Origin of the sequence: Arthrobacter sp. G119Y2 (assembly GCF_038069765.1) — a bacterium.
In the GTDB taxonomy this organism is placed as follows: domain Bacteria; phylum Actinomycetota; class Actinomycetes; order Actinomycetales; family Micrococcaceae; genus Arthrobacter_B.
This window is the reverse complement of record NZ_JBBPFS010000002.1, coordinates 86,968-103,420: the sequence shown is the minus strand read 5'-3', so window position 1 is coordinate 103,420 and position 16,453 is coordinate 86,968. Positions and strand designations below refer to the sequence as shown.

Genomic DNA, 16,453 nt, shown 5'->3' with positions numbered 1-16,453 from the left:
TGTTCGGTCCCCGCCGTCCAGCTTTCCCCGGAACGCGGCGTAGCAAAAGCCACACCGGTGCCTTTCGCTTCCGGACCCGGGTGTCGGCAGTGCGTGCGACGATGGAGATATGTCGTTGTCCGTGCCGGTGTCCTCCCCTGGAACGTCCGCCCGAATCTCCGCTGGAACATCCCCGGCCGCAGTGCCCGCCGCATCAGGTGCCCTGTCGCTGCTGTGGGAATCCGAGCGGCCCTTTTCACTGGCCAGTTCGCTGGGAATCCTGGCACACGGCTCCAAGGACCCGTCGGTGCGCCTTGGCCGCGGTGTCGCGTGGCTCGCCTTTTCAACGCCCGGGGGCAATGCGTCCCTCGCCCTTTCCGAGCAGCCCGCTCCGGCGCCGGGCGCCCGGATTCTGGCGCGGGCCTGGGGCCCGGGCGCCGACTACGCCCTGGCCGGCGTGCCGGCCCTGCTCGGTGACCGGGATGACTGGACAGGATTCGACGAGCCCGGCTTCACCGCCACCCTCCCCGCGGCGCTGGCCGAAGTGCGCCGCCGCAACCCCGGCCTGCGCCTGCCCAGCACGGGACGGATGCTGGACAGCATTGTCCCCGTGGTCCTGGAGCAGAAGGTCACTGCCATGGAGGCCTACTACTCCTGGCGCTATCTGGTGACCAGGCACGGCGCCGCTGCGCCGGGTCCTGTCCCGCCGGGGCTGACGGTTCCGCCCTCGGCAGCCGGCTGGCGGCGGATCCCGAGCTGGGAGTGGCACCGTGCGGGAGTGGATTCCCACCGTTCGGCCACCATCCTGCGCGCCTGCGCCGTCGCCTCCGGCCTGGAGCGGCTATCCGGGGCGCCGCTGGGCCCGGATCTGACGGCTCGTCTGTGTTCGATCCCGGGGATCGGGCCGTGGAGTGCCGCCGAAATCACGCAGCGCACGCACGGCGCACCCGATTCGGTCTCCGTTGGCGACTACCATTTGGCGGCGTTTGTGGGCGAGGCCCTCACCGGACGCCGGACCGATGACGCCGGCATGTTGGCTCTGCTTCAGCCGTGGCTGGGCCACCGGCAGCGCGTGGTCCGCCTCCTGGTGCTGAGCGGTTTCCGGAAGCAGGCCTTCGGGCCGCGGCTGACGCCCGAAGATCACCGGCGCCGCTAAGGAGGGGGCGGGCCGGGGCACCAATGACGTAGGCTTCCCCCAACGTTTCCGTTACTGCGTCCGCATCCCCGTGAGGCCAACAGCAAAGGAACCCTTCACTTGAATGAGCAGCACACTGACCGGCAGGTCCTCCGGGTTGGAGTCATCGGCATTGGCTGGGCGGGACAACAGCACATCAAGGCCTATCAGGCGATTGACGGGGTGGAGGTCGTGGCGCTGGCCGGCATGGAAGCGGAGCTTCTGGCCGAGCTGCAGGGCCGGTACGGGATTCGGGACGCCTTCGCCGGCTGGGAAGAGCTGCTGGAGCTGGAGGACCTCGACGCCGTCAGCGTGGCGGTACCGACATTCCTGCACGCCCCGATCGCCGTCGCAGCGCTCGGCCGGGGGCTTCACGTGCTCAGCGAAAAGCCGATTGCCCGCAACGGTGACGAAGGCCAGCAGATGGTCGACGCCGCCCGCCGGGCAGGGCGGGTGCTGGACGTGGCCTTCAACCACCGGCTGCGCGGCGACATCCAGGCGCTGAAGCAGATCATCGACGCCGGGGAACTGGGCCGGCCCTACTACGCCAAAGCGTCCTGGCTGCGCCGGCAGGGCATTCCCATGCTGGGCAGCTGGTTCACCAGCAAGGACATGGCCGGCGGCGGGCCGCTGGCGGACATCGGGGTGCACGTGCTCGACTACGCCCTCCATCTGCTGGGCGAACCGAAGGTCCTGTCGGTCTCGGCCTCGGCCTACTCGGAGCTGGGTCCGCGGGGCAGGGGCGGGAATGCGAGCTACACGGCTCGCGACACCAAGCTGGCCTTCGACGTCGAGGACTTCGCTTCGGCGTTCATCCGCCTCGAGGGCGGCGGCACGCTCCTGCTGGAGGCCGGCTGGGCGACCTACCGCGAAACGGACGATCTGATGGATTTCACTGTGTACGGCACCGACGGCGGCGCCGAGCTGCGTGCCGTGGGAGCGTCCAACACCCCGGTGGCGGACCTGCGGGTTTTCACCGAAAAGGGCGGCGTGAACGCGGACTACGCACCCGTGGCGCACCCGGGCCTCGCGCACCTGGCCGTGGTGGACAGTTTTATCGCCACCATCCGGGCCGGTGAGGCAGTATGGGGACAACACGACGGCTCGCTTGCCCTGACCCGGGCCCGGGTCATCGATGCCTGTTACCAATCAGCAGCGCTGTACCGCGAGGTGATGATGTAGTGACATTTGACGACAAGCTCCGGATCCTCGTGTGGAACGAGGGCGTCCACGAGAAACATAATGAACCGGCCACCATGGCTGCGATGTATCCGGACGGGATCCACGGCGCCGTCAAGGCAGGGCTTTCCGGGTACTTTCCGGCGGCTGAAATCGGCACGGCCACCTTGGCCGACGATGAACACGGCCTCACCGAAGACCGGCTGGCGGAAACCGACGTCCTTTTGTGGTGGGGGCACCGCGCCCACGCTGACGTGAGCGACGCCGTCGTGGAACGCGTCCACCGCCAGGTCCTGGCCGGAATGGGGCTGGTGGTCCTGCACTCGGGACATTTCTCGAAGATCTTCACCAAGCTGCTGGGCACCAGCTGCTCACTGCAGTGGAGGAACGACGGCGAACGGGAGCTTGTCTGGACGGTCAAGCCTTCCCACCCCATTGCCGCCGGCGTGGAAAGCCCCATCGTCATCCCCCAGCAGGAAATGTACGGGGAGCTGTTCGACATCCCCGAACCCGATGACCTGATCTTCATCAGTTCCTTTGAGGGCGGGGAAGTTTTCCGTTCCGGAGTCACGTTTTCCCGCGGCAACGGCAGGATTTTCTACTTCAGCCCCGGCGACCAGGACTATCCGGTCTACCACCATCCGCAGATTCAGCGGGTCCTGGCCAACAGCGTCCAGTGGGCCGCCCGGCCCGAGGCTGCCCGGACGGTGCCCGGGGTCGGCAACCCGGCGCGGGGCTGGTTCCTGTCTCAGGGCGGGGAGACCGGCAGCCGGTAGATGGATTCCGGTTCCGCCCCGAAGCGTTTGAGCACCGCCGCGACAGCTTCCTCATGGTCGCGGTCGACGGCGGTGAGCACCCGGAGCCGGTCGTCGAAATCCAGCTTCCGTTTCCGGCCGCGGAAGTTCTCGGTCCGCACCGTCCCGGTGTAGACCGCCGCTTCGGCGAGCTCCAGGGACCGGGCTCCGGCCATCAGCAGCGCATCGCGAAGGCCGTCGATGCGGTTCGTGTCCACCACGGCGCTGAGCACGTACTCCGGCGGACCGATGCGGCTGTCCGTATTCCTGCCCGCGTAAAGGCCTTCCTCGGCGGCACGGCCGCTGGCCGTCGGGCGTGAGGTGATCCCGCTCAGTGCGTAGCCGGAGGCTCCCTGCTGGACATGGTCCAGGTCCTCCTGTTCCGGACCGGATTCCCTCAGCCCCATTGTGTGGCTGATGATGAGGGCGATAACCCAGCTCAGGATGAAGCTGAACAGCACCACGCAGACAATTGCGACCACCTGGTGCCAGAGAAGCACTCCCCCGCCGCCGGTGAAGACCCCGTCCTCGCTGACCGCGTTGACGGAGCTGTCTGCAAAGAACCCCAGAAGCAGCGAGCCGAGCACCCCGCCGACAAAATGGACGGCAATAACGTCCAGGGCGTCGTCGTAGTGCAGGACGTGCTTGATTCGCACCGCGAAGCAGCACACGCATCCGGCGATCAGCCCAATCAGCAGGGCGGCCCCGGTGCCCACGAACCCTGCACAGGGGGTGATGGTTGCCAGCCCCGCGATGGCACCGGACGCCGCGCCAACGAGGGTGGAGTGGCCGCTGCTGAGCCGTTCCACCAGGAGCCAGGTCAGCATCGCCGCGCCGCCGGCCACGTGGGTGTTGATCAGCGCCTGGGCGGCAATCTCGTTTGCCTGCAGCCCGTCTCCGGCGTTGAACCCGAACCAGCCGAACCACAGGATTCCGGCACCCACCAGCATCAGCGGCAGGTTGTTCGGGGATGTCTTTAGATTCGGCCAGCCGTGGCGCCGTCCCACCACCAACAGCACAGCGATGGCAGCGGCTCCCGCGGAGGCGTGCACCACCATTCCGCCGGCCCAGTCCTGGGCGCCCAGCTGCACAAGCCATCCCTTCGGATGCCACAGCCAGCGGGCGACCTGGGGGTAGACCAGGATGGACCAGGCTGCCAGGAACACGGTCCAGCCGGCAAATTTCAGCCGGCCCGCCGTTGCTCCCGTCAGCAGTGCCGGGGTGATGATGGCAAACATCATCTGATACGCCACAAAGGCGAGCGCCGGAATGGTTACCCCCGCCGCGACCGTATGGAACTGCGGGGTCTCCACGTCAATGAGGGCGAACGCGTCGAATTCCCCGACCAGGGAGTTGCCCCTGTTGCTGAAGGCCAGCGTGTAGCCCACCAGCACCCAGGTGAGGGTAATGATCCCCAGCGGAATGATGTTCTGCATCATCATGGTCAGGACATTCCGGACCGGGACCATGCCTCCGTAGAAGAGCGCCAGGCCCGGAGTCATGAACAGGACAAGGCCTGCACAGATGAGGACCCAGGCGGTATCGGCCCCGTTCACGGCCGGACTCCCCCGGCCAGGGGCGGAGCGGGAAGTATGTGGTGGTAATCGGCAGGCACGCGAGCGGACATGACATCCCCGTTTCCAACGCTGCAGCGGTGAGTGTGTGGAGGGCCTCCGGGGCCTCGGATACGGCGGGAATCCCGGTTAGTCGACTGTACGTCCCGGCCCGGAAGCAGCGGAAGCCACCACCTCGCCGAACACAGCCCAAGGGCCGAAACCGTGCGGTTCCGGCCCTTGGGCTCTGCTGTGGTGCGGAGAACGCTAGTTGCGCACCATGCCGTGCGGATCGATGACGTACTTCCGGGCTACCCCGGCGTCGAACTCCCGGTACGACTCCGGCGCCTGGTCCAGGCTGATGGTCGTCGCGTTCACGGCCTTCGCGATCTGCACCTTGTCATGCAGGATCGCCATCATCAGGTCCCGGTTGTATTTCATCACCGGGCACTGTCCCGTGGTGAAGGACAGCGACTTCGCCCAGCCCGCCCCGAGATTCAGGGACAGCGAGCCCACCTTGGCGGCCTCGTCAATGCCTCCCGGATCCCCGGTGACATACAGGCCGGGAATGCCCAGGGCGCCGCCTGCCGCCGTGATGTCCATGAGGGAGTTCAGCACCGTTGCGGGCGCTTCCGTCGCCGCGCCGTCCCCGTGTCCGCGCGCTTCGAAGCCGACGGCGTCCACCGCGCAGTCCACTTCGGGCACCCCGAGCAGCTGCTCGATCTGGTCTCTGGGATCACCCTTGGACACGTCCACCGTTTCACAGCCGAAGCTGCGGGCCTGGGCCAGGCGTTCCTCGTTGAGGTCCCCGACGATGACGACGGCGGCGCCCAGCAGCTGCGCGCTTACAGCCGCGGCCAGCCCCACCGGGCCGGCGCCGGCAACGTACACCGTGGACCCCACCCGGGTTCCCGCCGTGATGGCTCCGTGGTAACCGGTGGGGAAGATGTCGGAGAGCATCGTCAGGTCCAGGATTTTCTCCATCGCCTGGTCCTTGTCCGGGAACCGCAGCAGGTTCCAGTCCGCGTACGGCACCAGGACATATTCGGCCTGGCCGCCCACCCAACCGCCCATGTCCACGTATCCGTAGGCGCTGCCGGGCCGGTCCGGATTGACGTTCAGGCAGATCCCGGTCTTCCGTTCCTTGCAGTTCCGGCAGCGTCCGCAGGAAATATTGAACGGCACCGACACGAGGTCTCCCACGGAGAGGAACTCGACGTCGGGACCGGTTTCCACAATCTCCCCGGTGATCTCGTGCCCCAGGATCAGGTTGGGCGGCGCAGTGGTGCGGCCCCGGACCATGTGCTGATCCGATCCGCAGATATTGGTTGTTACGACTTTCAGGATGGCGCCGTGCGGCACCTTGCGGCCGATATTCGCCGGGTTGACCCCGGGGCCGTCCCGTAGTTCGAACGTGGGATAGTCGATGTCCTGCACTTCCACTACACCGGGCTCGATGTAGGCAACTGCGCGGTTTCCGCTCATGGGTTCTCGCCTCGCTCTAATCGTCATTGACTGTGAGCCTCGCGGGCGTCCGGTCTCCGCCGGCATGGCCGGCACGCCCCGGCTCCGCTCAAGGTTGGTATGACCCTACCGCTGCCGGGGGAACCGGGAACAGGGTAGCGGAGCACATAAAAAGGCCGTGCAGGCCCCGTCCGGGATCTGCACGGCCTTGATGTCCGTCAGGGTGGACCTGCGTCCACGGGTAAAAGGAGGAGGGCTAGCTCGCCTGTCCGTCCGAACCTGCGGCGGCCTGTCCGTTTTCCTGCGCGGCGATCTGCTCGTGAACGCCCTTCATGTCCAGTCCCTTGACCGCTTCCACCAGTTCGCTGAACTGGGAGGCGTTGAGCGCGCCGGGCTGGGAAAAGACCAGGACCTTCTCGCGGAAAGCCATCAGCGTGGGGATGGAAGTGATGCCTGCGGCAGCTGCCAGTCCCTGCTCTGCTTCGGTGTCCACCTTCGCAAAGGTGATGTCCTCGTGCTGCTGGGAAACGGCGTCGTACACCGGCGCGAACTGCTTGCACGGGCCGCACCAGTCCGCCCAGAAGTCCACGAACACAATGTCGTTTTCCTCAATGGTCTCGGGGAACGTTGCCTCGGTGATGTCGATAGTTGCCATCCCCCAACGCTATCCGGCGTCGGTGGAGATGTCTCTACATGTTCGCTGAGCGGTGAAGGCACCGGCCTGCTCCCGGGCACGAAAAAACCCGCCCCGGCCAGTTTCCTGGCGGAGCGGGTTTTCCCTGTTCGGTGGCAGATACTGGATTCGAACCAGTGAAGGCGTTGCCAGCTGATTTACAGTCAGCCCCCTTTGGCCGCTCGGGTAATCTGCCGAACATCTTCAGTGAAGAAGACCGCCGCAAGCGACTGCGGCCTAAACAACTTTACAGAACTTTTGCCCAAGATACGAATCGGGGGCCCAAAGGGTTTTTCCGGCCCGGGCCGGCGAGCTTCCGAGCTACAGCCCCCGCGCGATCCGGGACTGCATCTGGGCGTAGAACCGGTCGGCTTGCTGCTGGGTCACGGACCCCCAGGCAACCGCGTTTGCCAGGTCTTCACGGATTCCCAGCAGCCTGCCTGCATCGGATTTCCCCCGGTCCGCGTCGCTGCCGGGCGAGCCGGCGGCTTCTCCCGGACGGTCCAGCGGTGTCAGGAATGACCGCAGTTCTGCGGCGGAGGCCGGGGCGGCTGCGGCGCCGACTCCCGTAATGGATACCGCTGCCAGAACGGACCCCGCCGCCGCGGTGCGCAGCCGGTTCATGTGGGTGCGTCTCGGGCGGGGGTCTTCCGTGTTCTTTCCTGTGGTGGTCACCCCAATACTGTTGCCGGGAAAGATGGGACAACTCCCGGCGTAGCCTGAGTGCAACCTGTGAGGGCTGCCACTGATGCCCGGAGCTACTAGGCTGGATGCAGGAGAAAAACTACTGCAAGGAGCGCACATGGCCAGCGAGTCATCATTTGATGTTGTGAGCAAGATCGACAAACAGGAAGTTGCCAACGCCCTGAACCAGGCGCAGAAGGAGCTGTCCCAGCGCTATGACTTCAAGGGTGTCGGCGCCGAGGTGGACTTCAGCGGCGAGAACATCCTCATGAAGGCCAACTCCGAGGAACGCGTCAAGGCCGTCCTGGACGTCCTGCAGTCCAAGCTGGTCAAGCGCGGCATTTCGCTGAAGTCACTGGACGCTGGGGAGCCCTTCGCCTCCGGCAAGGAATACCGGATCGAAGCCTCCATGAAGGAAGGCATCGCCCAGGACCAGGCCAAGAAGATCAACAAGATCATCCGCGACGAGGGCCCCAAGGGCGTGAACTCCCGGATCCAGGGCGACGAACTGCGCGTGACCTCCAAGTCCCGCGACGACCTGCAGGCCACCATGGCACTGCTCAAGGGTGCGGACCTGGACGTGGATCTGCAGTTCATCAACTACCGCTAGGCCTTCTGCGGCTGCCCTCCGGCAGCAGCAGAACGACGACGACGGCGCCGCTCCCCTTGGCGGGGTGCGGCGCCGTCGTCGTTGCCTGCGGCTGCAGGTGAGGTGCCTCGCGGTTACACTTCCGCTAGGGGCGGCCGCCGGGCCTGCACCGGGAACGGGGAACCATGAAAGCCCACCAGCGTCTTCTTACAGCGCTGCTCCTCACCGGGGTGGCCGCAGCGGCAGGCTGCGGTTCACCGTCCGCCGGTCAGGGGCAGGCTGAACCGGATGCCGGGGCAGTGGAGTTCGGCTACATCGAGGGATCGGAGCCTGCCGGGGTGCCGGCCGCCGGCTCCCTGCCCGCACCAACGTCTTCCTTCACGGGCGTGGACGAAATCCCGGCAGCGGTCCTGGCGGCCCGCGAACGGTTCTCCGAAAAACTGCCGGACGGCGCTGTCTGGTCCCCTGAAGACTTCCGGACCGATTCCCTTCCCCCTGATGCCGTAATTGAGGAGGGTGTGTATGACGTTGGAGTCTCCGAGTACTGGCTGTGCGCCTGGATGGGCGAGTACGTCAAGGCCGAGGACGCCGGAGACCGGCAACGGACGGCCCATGCGGTAAGCGAACTGGAGAAGTATCCGACCCTGCCCGCCGTTGCGGCCTACCACGCGTCCCCGGAGACTGTCGCCGATTCCGTGATCGAACCGGCCAAGCTCGGAGATTCGTCAAAGCTCCGGGAATTCTTCGAAACCTGCACCAGCTACCAGCGGGCGAATCCCGAGTAGGCCACGCTGTCCTAGAGCTTCACATCCTCGCCGGCGGGGCCGTCCTCGCCGTAGTCACGCAGCTGGCGGCCGCCCACCGCCTCACCCATCCAGGTAAGCAGGTTCCAGGGGCCGGGGGTTCCCCCGCCGTCGTCGTCCGCCGATTCCATCACCGCCACGCCGGTGTTGCTCAGCGCGTTGTCCACGATGAAGTCAGGTTCCACGTTTGCAGCCCGGGCCGTGCACCAGGCGCGGATCATGGCGCCGTGGCTGACGACAACGGGCGTGCTGTGCCCGGCTGCCCGCAGCTCGGCGACAACGGCGTCGAACCGGTCAAAGGTCTCGCGGCCGTTGGGCCCGCCGGGCATATGCACGTCCAGGTCGCCCTGAACCCAGCTGTACACGGTTTTCAGATACGCAATGATCGCGTCCCGGTCATTGCGCATTTCCAGGCTTCCGGCGGACACCTCGCGCAGGCCCTCGCGCACTTCCACCGGCAGGCCCAGGGCCGCCGCCAGCGGATCGGCGGTGAGCTGGGTCCGCACCAGATTGGAGGCGTACACGGCATCGATCGGTTCCCCGGCCAGGGCTTTGGGCAGGGCCGCGGCCTGCGCCAGCCCCAGCTCGGTCAGCCCCGGGCCGGGAACCGCCGTATCCAGGAAGTGGTCAATATTGGACGGAGTCTGTCCGTGCCGGATCAGTATCAAACGCATGGAACCGACCCTACCCGGCCTGTCCGCCCAAACCGGAGCGGGTCAGGACCCCAGGGGACGGCCGGCCATGTTTTCCAGCCGCCGGATGCGGTCTGCCATGGGCGGATGGGTGGCGAGCAGGCCGCGGACGCCGTTCCGGAACGGGTTGGCAATCATCAGATGCGCTGCGTTTGCCAGCTTCTGGTCGGTGTCGGGAAGCGGTGCGCGCTGGGTGCCGGTTTCAAGCTTGCGCAGCGCGGACGCGAGCGCCAGCGGATCGTCCGTGAGCTTGGCGCCGTCTTCGTCGGCGTCGTATTCCCGGGTCCGGCCGATGGCCATCTGGATCAGCGAGGCGGCAAAGGGAGCCAGGATGGCCATGGCGATCATGGCCAGCGGGTTGGCGTTGCGGCGGTCACCTCCGCCAAAGAAGAGCAGGAACTGGCCCAGCGAGGTAATCACGCCGGCGATGGCGGCAGCCACCGAAGACGTGAGGATGTCGCGGTTGTAGACATGCATGAGCTCGTGGCCCAGGACGCCGCGCAGTTCACGCTCGTTCAGCAGGGCCAGGATGCCCTGGGTGCAGCAGACCGCGGCGTGCTGCGGGTTGCGGCCGGTGGCGAAGGCATTGGGTGCCATGGTCGGCGAGATGTAGAGCCGGGGCATGGGCTGGTTGGCGCGTGCCGAAAGCTCGCGGACAATCCGGTACATTTCCGGAGCCTGCTGCTCGGTGACCGGAACGGCGTGCATGGCGCGGATGGCCAGCTTGTCGCTGTTCCAGTAGCTGTAGGCAGTGGTGGCCAGCCCGATGAACAGGAAGACCCAGATGAAGGTGGGGCTTCCGGTTCCGCTCGAGAGCAGGGCGCCGATGCCCAGCAGCACGGCGAAGAGCACTCCGAACAGCGCGGCGGTCTTCAAACCGTTGAAGTGTTGATGCACGTGAGGTTCCTTCCTGAGCGGATCTGCACCGGGAGCCCCAAGCGGCACCCCGAAGATGACCGGATCCGCGAAACGTCAGTCTATCCATCGATTTCAACGCTTCATATACCCGGCTTGTTCCGCTTCGTTCCGCGGCTGAAAGCGTTGTCCGTTTACGGGACCCCGGGCCTGCGGGATCGCCAGTGCGGCTGCTACGGCTCCGGGTGGCGGGCGTCGTAACGGGCGAACTGCGGCTGCCAACGGGCCAGGACCCCCACCAGCGCAACGCACACCAGCCCGCCGATCACCGCCACCCAGCCTTCGCCCAGGAAGGACGCGTCGACGCCGGCTACCAGGTCGCCCAGGCGGGGCCCGCCGGCTACGACGACGACGAACACCCCCTGCAGCCGGCCGCGCATCGCGTCCGGCGTTGCTGACTGCAGGATGGTGGAGCGGAAGACGCCGCTGACCGAGTCCGCAATACCGGCGCAGCCCATGGCAACCGCTGCCGGTATCAGCCAGGCGCTCGGATCGTCGCCGCCGTTGCGGCCCGCCATGACCACCACCGCACCGAAGGCCGACACGGACAGCCCCCAGGCAACCACCGACCACAGCACGGCCAGCCCCTGCCGGCGCACCGCACCAAGAGGTCCGGAGAAGAGCCCGGCGAGGAAGGCGCCGACGGCGGTGGCCGCCAGCAGCACGCCCACCGTGGTCGCCCCGCCTCCGAGCAGCAGGGCCCCGACGGCCGGCAGCAGTGCCCGCGGCTGGGCCATCACCATTGCGGCGAGGTCCACCAGGAAGGTCATGCGGATGTTCGGGCGGGTGGCCAGGAAGCGGAATCCCTCGAGGACGGATTTCAGCCCCGCCTTTTGCACTTCCCCCTCGGGAGGCATCGGCGGCAGCCGGTAGACGGCCCACAGTGCAGCGGTGAAGGTTACGACGTCGATCGTGTAGGTCCAGCCGTAGCCCACCTGCGCCACCAGGACGCCTGCCAGCAGCGGCCCGATGGTCATGGCCAGGCCGAAGGTAATCATGCTCAGGGCGTTGGCTGCCGGCAGCAGTTCGGCCCTGACCAACCGCGGGATGATGGCGCTGCGCGCCGGATGGTTCAGGCCGGCGGCGCCGGCGTTGACCGCCACCAGGGCGTAGAGCAGCCAGATATTGCCCGCCCCGGCCCAGGCCTGAGCGGCAATGCCGATGGTGGACACCCACAGCAGCACGGAGGAGACGAGTGCAACCTTGCGGCGGTCGTATGCGTCCACGATCGAGCCGCCGTAGAGGCCGGCCACCACCAGCGGCACCAAACCCACCAGGCCGAGCAGCCCCACGTAGAAGCTGGAGGAGGTCAGCGAGTACACCTCCAGGCTGACGGCCACCAGGGTGAGCTGGGTACCGACGGCGGAGAGGGCCGTTCCGGTCCACAGCCGGCGGAAATCCGGGCTTTTGCGCAGCGGAGTGAGGTCGGCGAGGAGTCTGGGCACCCGAGAAGTCTAAGCGCGAGTCCGCGCTGCCGCGGCCAACGCGCTACCCCGGCCCGCTGCGCAGGCTGCACCACGGATAGAAAGCATGCTTAGGATGGAGGCGGAACTGCCCCAGCTGCCGAGGAGGTCACGTGTTTACCCGCAACGTCGCAGACGGAATCCACCGCATTGAGCATGCCTACGTCAACACCTATCTGGTGGAGGATGACAACGGCCTGGCCATCATCGACGCCGGGCTGCCCGGCATGTGGCCGGAGCTGTCCCGGGCGGTTCGGGAGCTGGGCTACGGGGCAGGGTCCGTCACCGCGCTGGTGCTGACACATGCCCACTTCGACCATGTGGGCACGGCCGCCAGGATCAGGCGCGAGTTCCGCACTCCGATCCTGGTGCATGACGCCGACCGGTACATTGCCGCCCACCCCTACCGGTACGAGCATGAAAACAACCGGTTCCTGTATCCGCTGCGCTACCCCAAGTCGGTCCCCTATCTGGGGGCCATGACGCTGGCCGGAGCGCTGACCGTCCGCGGCGTGACCGATGTGCACAGCCTCGATGGGGATTCCGGCGGAGCCCTTCCCGGCGCCCCCCTGATCATCCACACGCCGGGACACACCGCGGGCCATGTTGCCCTGCACTATCCGGAGCGGGATGTGCTGATCTGCGGCGATTCCCTGGTCACCCTCAACCCCTACACCGGCGCCAAGGGACCGCAGATCGTATCGGGGGCGGCCACAGCCGACAGCCCGGAGGCGCTGGCCTCCCTGAATCTGCTGGCCAAAACCAACGCCCCGCTGCTGCTGACCGGCCACGGGGAGCCGTGGACCGGCGGGGTACAGTCCGCCGTCGAGCAGGCGCTGGCCCGCGGGGCCTCCTAAAGCTCCCGCTCGAGTTCCTCTTCCAGCACGGCCAGCAGCCGCGGATCGCCGATGGGACGGAAATGCCCCATGGTCTCGAGCTGGATATTTCGGGCGCCGGGCAGATAGCTGCCGCCGGGGATGTGCGGATCGAAGCTGCTGTACACCGAGGTGATGCGCGCATTCACGTCCCGGCTCTCCTGCAGCCGGCGGAGGAACTTGTTGCGGGGCGCGAAGGCCCGGACGGACGGCAGGATGAAGAAGTTCGCGTAGACGGAGCCGGAAAACGGAGTATTGACGGCGATCATGCGCTCCACGCGCCGGCCGCCTTCGGGCAGCAGCATCAGCTGCTTGCCGATCAGCCCGCCCTTGCTGTGCGCCACCACCACGGCGCCGGTGAGGTCCTTCTCCACCAGATACTGCTGGACCAGCAGTGCCATGCGGTCTATCCGGCCGCGGTTGTAGCCCAGCGGCGCCACCGTGTGCACCGGGTGCCCCCGGGCGGAAAGCGCCTCGGCCAGCGGCCGGAGGAACTGCCAGGTCTCGTAGACGCCGGGCACCAGCACAACGGGCCGGCGCGGGGTCTCCGGGGCGTCCGGGGCGTCGGAGGGCGCCAAGTAGGCGGAGGGATCCCTGCGGAAGAGGAACCCGTGCACCTGCCAGTAGCCCACGTACGCGTAGTCGGCCGCCCAGGCCCGGGCCTGGGTCAGCCGGCGGCGCAGGCACGCGAACCTCGGGTGCGCGAAGGTCACGGCCGGGAAGACGCGGCTGCCCGCAGCAGCGCAGCGGTCTGCGCGGGTTCGGTGAACATGCAGACGTGCGGCTGCCGGGGCAGTTCCACGGCCACGGCCCCGGGCCGGGCGGCCGCCAGCTCCTGCAGCCAGCCGGAGGGCACAATGGGATCCCGTGCTCCGCGGACCAGCGTCACCGGCGCCTGGACCTTGCCGATGCGCTCCTCAAGCCGGTGCCGCACCATCTTGGGCATGGTGCGCAGGTACCAGCGCGGCCCGGCCCGCAGGTAGTCGGTAAGCAGGATCCAGTTGATCGCCGGGGGCTCCCGCAGGCAGTCCTGGGCCAGCCGGACGCCCTGCAGCACGGCATGGCGCTCGCCGCGGTTGATGGTTGGCCCCAGCAGCACCACGGAAGTGACCAGGTCCGGGGCGTACAGCGCCATTTCCGTCACCACCTGGCAGCCCATCGAATGTCCCACCCACTGCGCCGGCCCGATGCCTGCGGCACGCAGGGCATCACAGGTGACGGCCGCGAAGTCGGCCATGTCCAGGCTGCCGCGGGCGGGTTTGGGTGCCGATCCGAAGCCCGGCATTTCCACGGTATGAACGGTGGAAGTTTTCGCCAGCTCCTCCACCAGTCGGGAGAAGTACCGTCCTGACGCTCCGATGCCGTGCACCAGCACCACCTGTGCGGCCCCGGAGCCGTAGGTGCGGATGTCGACGTCGTACTCGCGAACCCTCACGCGCTGATGGTGCGCCTGGGTCTTGATGCTTGCCACTGGATCTCCCCGTCATGTTGTCCTTCTCCCTCCAGTGTGCCACCCGGGGTCTTATTATGAATTATTCATAATTAGTGGTTAGCTGGGTGCATGACATCGACAGCAGCCCCCACCGAGGCCACCGAAAGGTGGACCGGAGCGCTGCGTGCCCACGGCCGTCGGGTCACGAAGCAGCGGATGGCGGTCCTCACCGCCGTCGAGCATCTGCCGCACGCTGTGGCCGACGACGTCGCCGCCGCAGTGCGCAGCGAGCTTCCCGACATCAGCCTGCAGTCGATCTATGTGGTCCTTGCGGACCTGACCGAAATCGGGCTGCTGCGGAAGATCGAGCCGCCGCATTCCCCGGCCAGGTACGAGACCCGCGTGGACGACAACCATCACCACGCGATCTGCACCGGATGCGGACGGATCGAGGATGTTGACTGCGCCGTGGGGCACGCGCCCTGCCTGACGCCGGAAAACACCCACGGCATGACCATCCAAATTGCGGATGTGCTGTACCGCGGGCTCTGCGCCGACTGTGCCGCAAAAGCTTCCTGACGTCACCGCACCACCCCTTATTGAAAGAGAGAGTATGTCGAACTTCACCACCACTCAGACCGGTACTCCGGTTGGCAGTGACGACCAGTCACTGAGCGCCGGCGCCAACGGCGCAATTGCCCTTCACGACCGTTACCTGGTCGAGAAGCTGGCACAGTTCAACCGCGAGCGCATCCCGGAGCGCATTGTGCACGCCAAGGGCGGCGGCGCATTCGGTGAATTCGTCGTAACGGAAGACGTTTCCAAGTACACGCGCGCCGCTGTCTTCCAGCCGGGCACCGTGACGGAAACCGTTCAGCGCTTCTCCTCGGTTGCCGGCGAGCAGGGCTCCCCCGACACCTGGCGCGACGTGCGCGGCTTCGCGCTGCGTTTCTACACCTCCGAGGGCAACTACGACATCGTCGGCAACAACACCCCGGTGTTCTTCATCCGCGACGGCATCAAGTTCCCGGACTTCATCCACTCGCAGAAGCGCCTTCCGGGTTCCGGCCTGCGCGACGCCGACATGCAGTGGGACTTCTGGACCAACTCCCCCGAGTCGGCCCACCAGGTCACCTACCTGATGGGTGACCGCGGCATCCCGACGTCGTGGCGCGAAATGCCCGGCTTCGGCTCGCACACCTACCAGTGGATCAACGCCGCCGGTGAGCGCTTCTGGGTGAAGTACCACTTCACGTCCAACCAGGGCAACCACGAGATCAACGGTGCCGAGGCTGAGAAGATTGCCGGCGCCGACGCCGACTACTACCGCCGCGACCTGTACGAGGCCATCGCCGAAGGCAACTTCCCGTCCTGGGACCTGCACGTGCAGGTTATGCCGTACGAAGATGCCAAGACGTACCGGTTCAACCCGTTCGACCTCACCAAGGTTTGGCCGCACGCGGACTACCCGCTGATCAAGGTGGGTACCCACACCCTGAACCGGAACCCGGAGAACTTCTTCGCGCAGATCGAACAGGTTGCCCTGTCCCCCGCGAACCTGGTCCCCGGCATTGACGCCAGCCCGGACAAGATGCTGATGGCCCGCATCTTCTCCTACCCGGATGCACAGCGTTACCGCATCGGCGCCAACTACAACCAGCTGCCGGTGAACGCACCGAAGGCTCCGGTGAACAACTACTCGCAGGACGGCGCGCAGCGCCACTTCTTCAACTCCCCCGAGACCCCGGTCTACGCGCCCAACACCCTGGGCGGCCCCGTAGCCGATGCCGCACGTGCCGGCGAGGGTTCCTGGGAGAGCGACGGCATGCTGGTGCGCGCCGCCGCTACCCTGCACTCCGAGGACAGCGACTTCGGCCAGGCCGGAACGCTGTACCGCGAGGTGTTTGACGACGCCGCCAAGGAGCGTTTCCTCGAAACGATCACCGGTGCCGTCTCCGGCGTAAAGCGCCCGCACATCCGCGAAGCCGCGATCCAGTACTGGACCAACGTTGACGCGACCCTGGGCGAGAAGCTGCGCCTGAACCTGGCGACCGGCGACACCACGCCGATCGAAAAGGCTGAGTTCGTGGGCGTTTCCGAGTAATTTCGGCAGTCCTGAACCTTCCGGCGCAACTGCCGGATACAAGAGCGGCCGGTCCCTTCGGGGGCCGGCCGCTCTTGTGT

The 16,453-nt window shown here is 66.8% G+C and carries 17 protein-coding genes and 1 tRNA gene; 8 read left to right on the top strand and 10 right to left on the bottom strand.

The window, feature by feature from the left end; translation table 11 throughout:
* The first annotated feature begins 109 nt into the window (after positions 1–109).
* The 3 genes from WKB88_RS04190 to WKB88_RS04180 all read left to right on the top strand — a co-directional run bounded on the left by WKB88_RS04190 (position 110) and on the right by WKB88_RS04180 (position 3,108).
* Positions 110–1,135: a DNA-3-methyladenine glycosylase family protein gene (locus tag WKB88_RS04190; RefSeq protein ID WP_341393313.1), complete on the top strand. Its 1,026-nt coding sequence runs from the start codon at positions 110–112 to the stop codon at positions 1,133–1,135.
* Between the two features lie 99 nt (positions 1,136–1,234).
* Positions 1,235–2,335 carry a Gfo/Idh/MocA family protein gene (locus WKB88_RS04185; RefSeq protein WP_341393312.1) on the top strand — a complete coding sequence of 367 codons (1,101 nt, stop codon included), beginning with the start codon at positions 1,235–1,237 and terminating at the stop codon, positions 2,333–2,335.
* On the top strand, positions 2,335–3,108 hold the full coding sequence (locus WKB88_RS04180; RefSeq protein ID WP_341393311.1) for a ThuA domain-containing protein: 774 nt from the start codon (positions 2,335–2,337) through the stop codon (positions 3,106–3,108). Before WKB88_RS04185 ends, WKB88_RS04180 begins: the two co-directional genes overlap by 1 nt.
* Here WKB88_RS04180 and WKB88_RS04175 read toward each other — a convergent pair.
* The 5 genes from WKB88_RS04175 to WKB88_RS04155 all read right to left on the bottom strand — a co-directional run bounded on the left by WKB88_RS04175 (position 3,081) and on the right by WKB88_RS04155 (position 7,491).
* Positions 3,081–4,682 (bottom strand): ammonium transporter, encoded by a 1,602-nt coding sequence (locus WKB88_RS04175; protein ID WP_341393310.1) that lies wholly within the window; start codon positions 4,680–4,682, stop codon positions 3,081–3,083. The genes WKB88_RS04180 and WKB88_RS04175 overlap by 28 nt on opposite strands.
* Before the next feature lie 264 nt (positions 4,683–4,946).
* Entirely contained in the window at positions 4,947–6,164 is a 1,218-nt protein-coding gene (gene fdhA / locus WKB88_RS04170; RefSeq protein WP_341393309.1) for a formaldehyde dehydrogenase, glutathione-independent, read from the bottom strand.
* Positions 6,165–6,399: 235 nt separating this feature from the next.
* Positions 6,400–6,798 carry a thioredoxin gene (gene trxA, locus WKB88_RS04165; protein ID WP_152219900.1) on the bottom strand — a complete coding sequence of 133 codons (399 nt, stop codon included), beginning with the start codon at positions 6,796–6,798 and terminating at the stop codon, positions 6,400–6,402.
* Positions 6,799–6,930: 132 nt separating this feature from the next.
* A tRNA-Tyr gene (locus WKB88_RS04160) sits at positions 6,931–7,012 on the bottom strand.
* 125 nt (positions 7,013–7,137) lie between these two features.
* Entirely contained in the window at positions 7,138–7,491 is a 354-nt protein-coding gene (locus WKB88_RS04155; RefSeq protein ID WP_341393308.1) for a hypothetical protein, read from the bottom strand.
* Positions 7,492–7,618: 127 nt separating this feature from the next.
* Here WKB88_RS04155 and WKB88_RS04150 point away from each other — a divergent pair, with 127 nt between their 5' ends.
* Both WKB88_RS04150 and WKB88_RS04145 read left to right on the top strand, forming a co-directional pair.
* A complete protein-coding gene (locus tag WKB88_RS04150) occupies positions 7,619–8,110 on the top strand; it encodes a YajQ family cyclic di-GMP-binding protein (protein WP_341393307.1) in 492 nt (163 codons plus the stop codon).
* Between the two features lie 164 nt (positions 8,111–8,274).
* Entirely contained in the window at positions 8,275–8,874 is a 600-nt protein-coding gene (locus tag WKB88_RS04145; protein WP_341393306.1) for a hypothetical protein, read from the top strand.
* An 11-nt stretch (positions 8,875–8,885) separates the two neighbouring features.
* Here WKB88_RS04145 and WKB88_RS04140 read toward each other — a convergent pair whose 3' ends face one another.
* The 3 genes from WKB88_RS04140 to WKB88_RS04130 form a co-directional block, all read right to left on the bottom strand.
* Positions 8,886–9,566, bottom strand: coding sequence for a histidine phosphatase family protein (locus WKB88_RS04140; RefSeq protein WP_341393305.1), 681 nt, complete (start codon positions 9,564–9,566; stop codon positions 8,886–8,888).
* Between the two features lie 42 nt (positions 9,567–9,608).
* Positions 9,609–10,481: a zinc metalloprotease HtpX gene (gene htpX, locus WKB88_RS04135; RefSeq protein WP_341393304.1), complete on the bottom strand. Its 873-nt coding sequence runs from the start codon at positions 10,479–10,481 to the stop codon at positions 9,609–9,611.
* Between the two features lie 191 nt (positions 10,482–10,672).
* A complete protein-coding gene (locus tag WKB88_RS04130; protein ID WP_341393303.1) occupies positions 10,673–11,944 on the bottom strand; it encodes an MFS transporter in 1,272 nt (423 codons plus the stop codon).
* A 131-nt stretch (positions 11,945–12,075) separates the two neighbouring features.
* Here WKB88_RS04130 and WKB88_RS04125 point away from each other — a divergent pair, with 131 nt between their 5' ends.
* Positions 12,076–12,819, top strand: a complete 744-nt coding sequence (locus WKB88_RS04125; RefSeq protein ID WP_341393302.1) for an MBL fold metallo-hydrolase — start codon at positions 12,076–12,078, stop codon at positions 12,817–12,819.
* On the opposite strand, the gene WKB88_RS04120 is transcribed toward WKB88_RS04125, so the two are convergent.
* Positions 12,816–13,550: an esterase/lipase family protein gene (locus tag WKB88_RS04120; protein WP_341393301.1), complete on the bottom strand. Its 735-nt coding sequence runs from the start codon at positions 13,548–13,550 to the stop codon at positions 12,816–12,818. The genes WKB88_RS04125 and WKB88_RS04120 overlap by 4 nt on opposite strands.
* Positions 13,547–14,308, bottom strand: coding sequence for an alpha/beta fold hydrolase (locus tag WKB88_RS04115; RefSeq protein ID WP_341393300.1), 762 nt, complete (start codon positions 14,306–14,308; stop codon positions 13,547–13,549). Before WKB88_RS04115 ends, WKB88_RS04120 begins: the two co-directional genes overlap by 4 nt.
* Positions 14,309–14,398: 90 nt before the next feature.
* Here WKB88_RS04115 and WKB88_RS04110 point away from each other — a divergent pair, with 90 nt between their 5' ends.
* Positions 14,399–14,848 carry a Fur family transcriptional regulator gene (locus tag WKB88_RS04110; protein ID WP_341393299.1) on the top strand — a complete coding sequence of 150 codons (450 nt, stop codon included), beginning with the start codon at positions 14,399–14,401 and terminating at the stop codon, positions 14,846–14,848.
* A 34-nt stretch (positions 14,849–14,882) separates the two neighbouring features.
* Positions 14,883–16,373 (top strand): catalase, encoded by a 1,491-nt coding sequence (locus WKB88_RS04105; protein WP_341393298.1) that lies wholly within the window; start codon positions 14,883–14,885, stop codon positions 16,371–16,373.
* Positions 16,374–16,453: the final 80 nt, after the last annotated feature.

Bases quoted from the DNA above. Each gene is read 5' to 3' on its own strand.
- WKB88_RS04190 (WP_341393313.1), top strand. From the start codon at position 110: ATGTCGTTGTCCGTGCCGGTGTCCTCCCCTGGAACGTCCGCCCGAATC.
- fdhA (WP_341393309.1), bottom strand. From the start codon at position 6,164: ATGAGCGGAAACCGCGCAGTTGCCTACATCGAGCCCGGTGTAGTGGAA.
- trxA (WP_152219900.1), bottom strand. From the start codon at position 6,798: ATGGCAACTATCGACATCACCGAGGCAACGTTCCCCGAGACCATTGAG.
- WKB88_RS04150 (WP_341393307.1), top strand. From the start codon at position 7,619: ATGGCCAGCGAGTCATCATTTGATGTTGTGAGCAAGATCGACAAACAG.
- WKB88_RS04145 (WP_341393306.1), top strand. From the start codon at position 8,275: ATGAAAGCCCACCAGCGTCTTCTTACAGCGCTGCTCCTCACCGGGGTG.
- WKB88_RS04140 (WP_341393305.1), bottom strand. From the start codon at position 9,566: ATGCGTTTGATACTGATCCGGCACGGACAGACTCCGTCCAATATTGAC.
- WKB88_RS04110 (WP_341393299.1), top strand. From the start codon at position 14,399: ATGACATCGACAGCAGCCCCCACCGAGGCCACCGAAAGGTGGACCGGA.
- WKB88_RS04105 (WP_341393298.1), top strand. From the start codon at position 14,883: ATGTCGAACTTCACCACCACTCAGACCGGTACTCCGGTTGGCAGTGAC.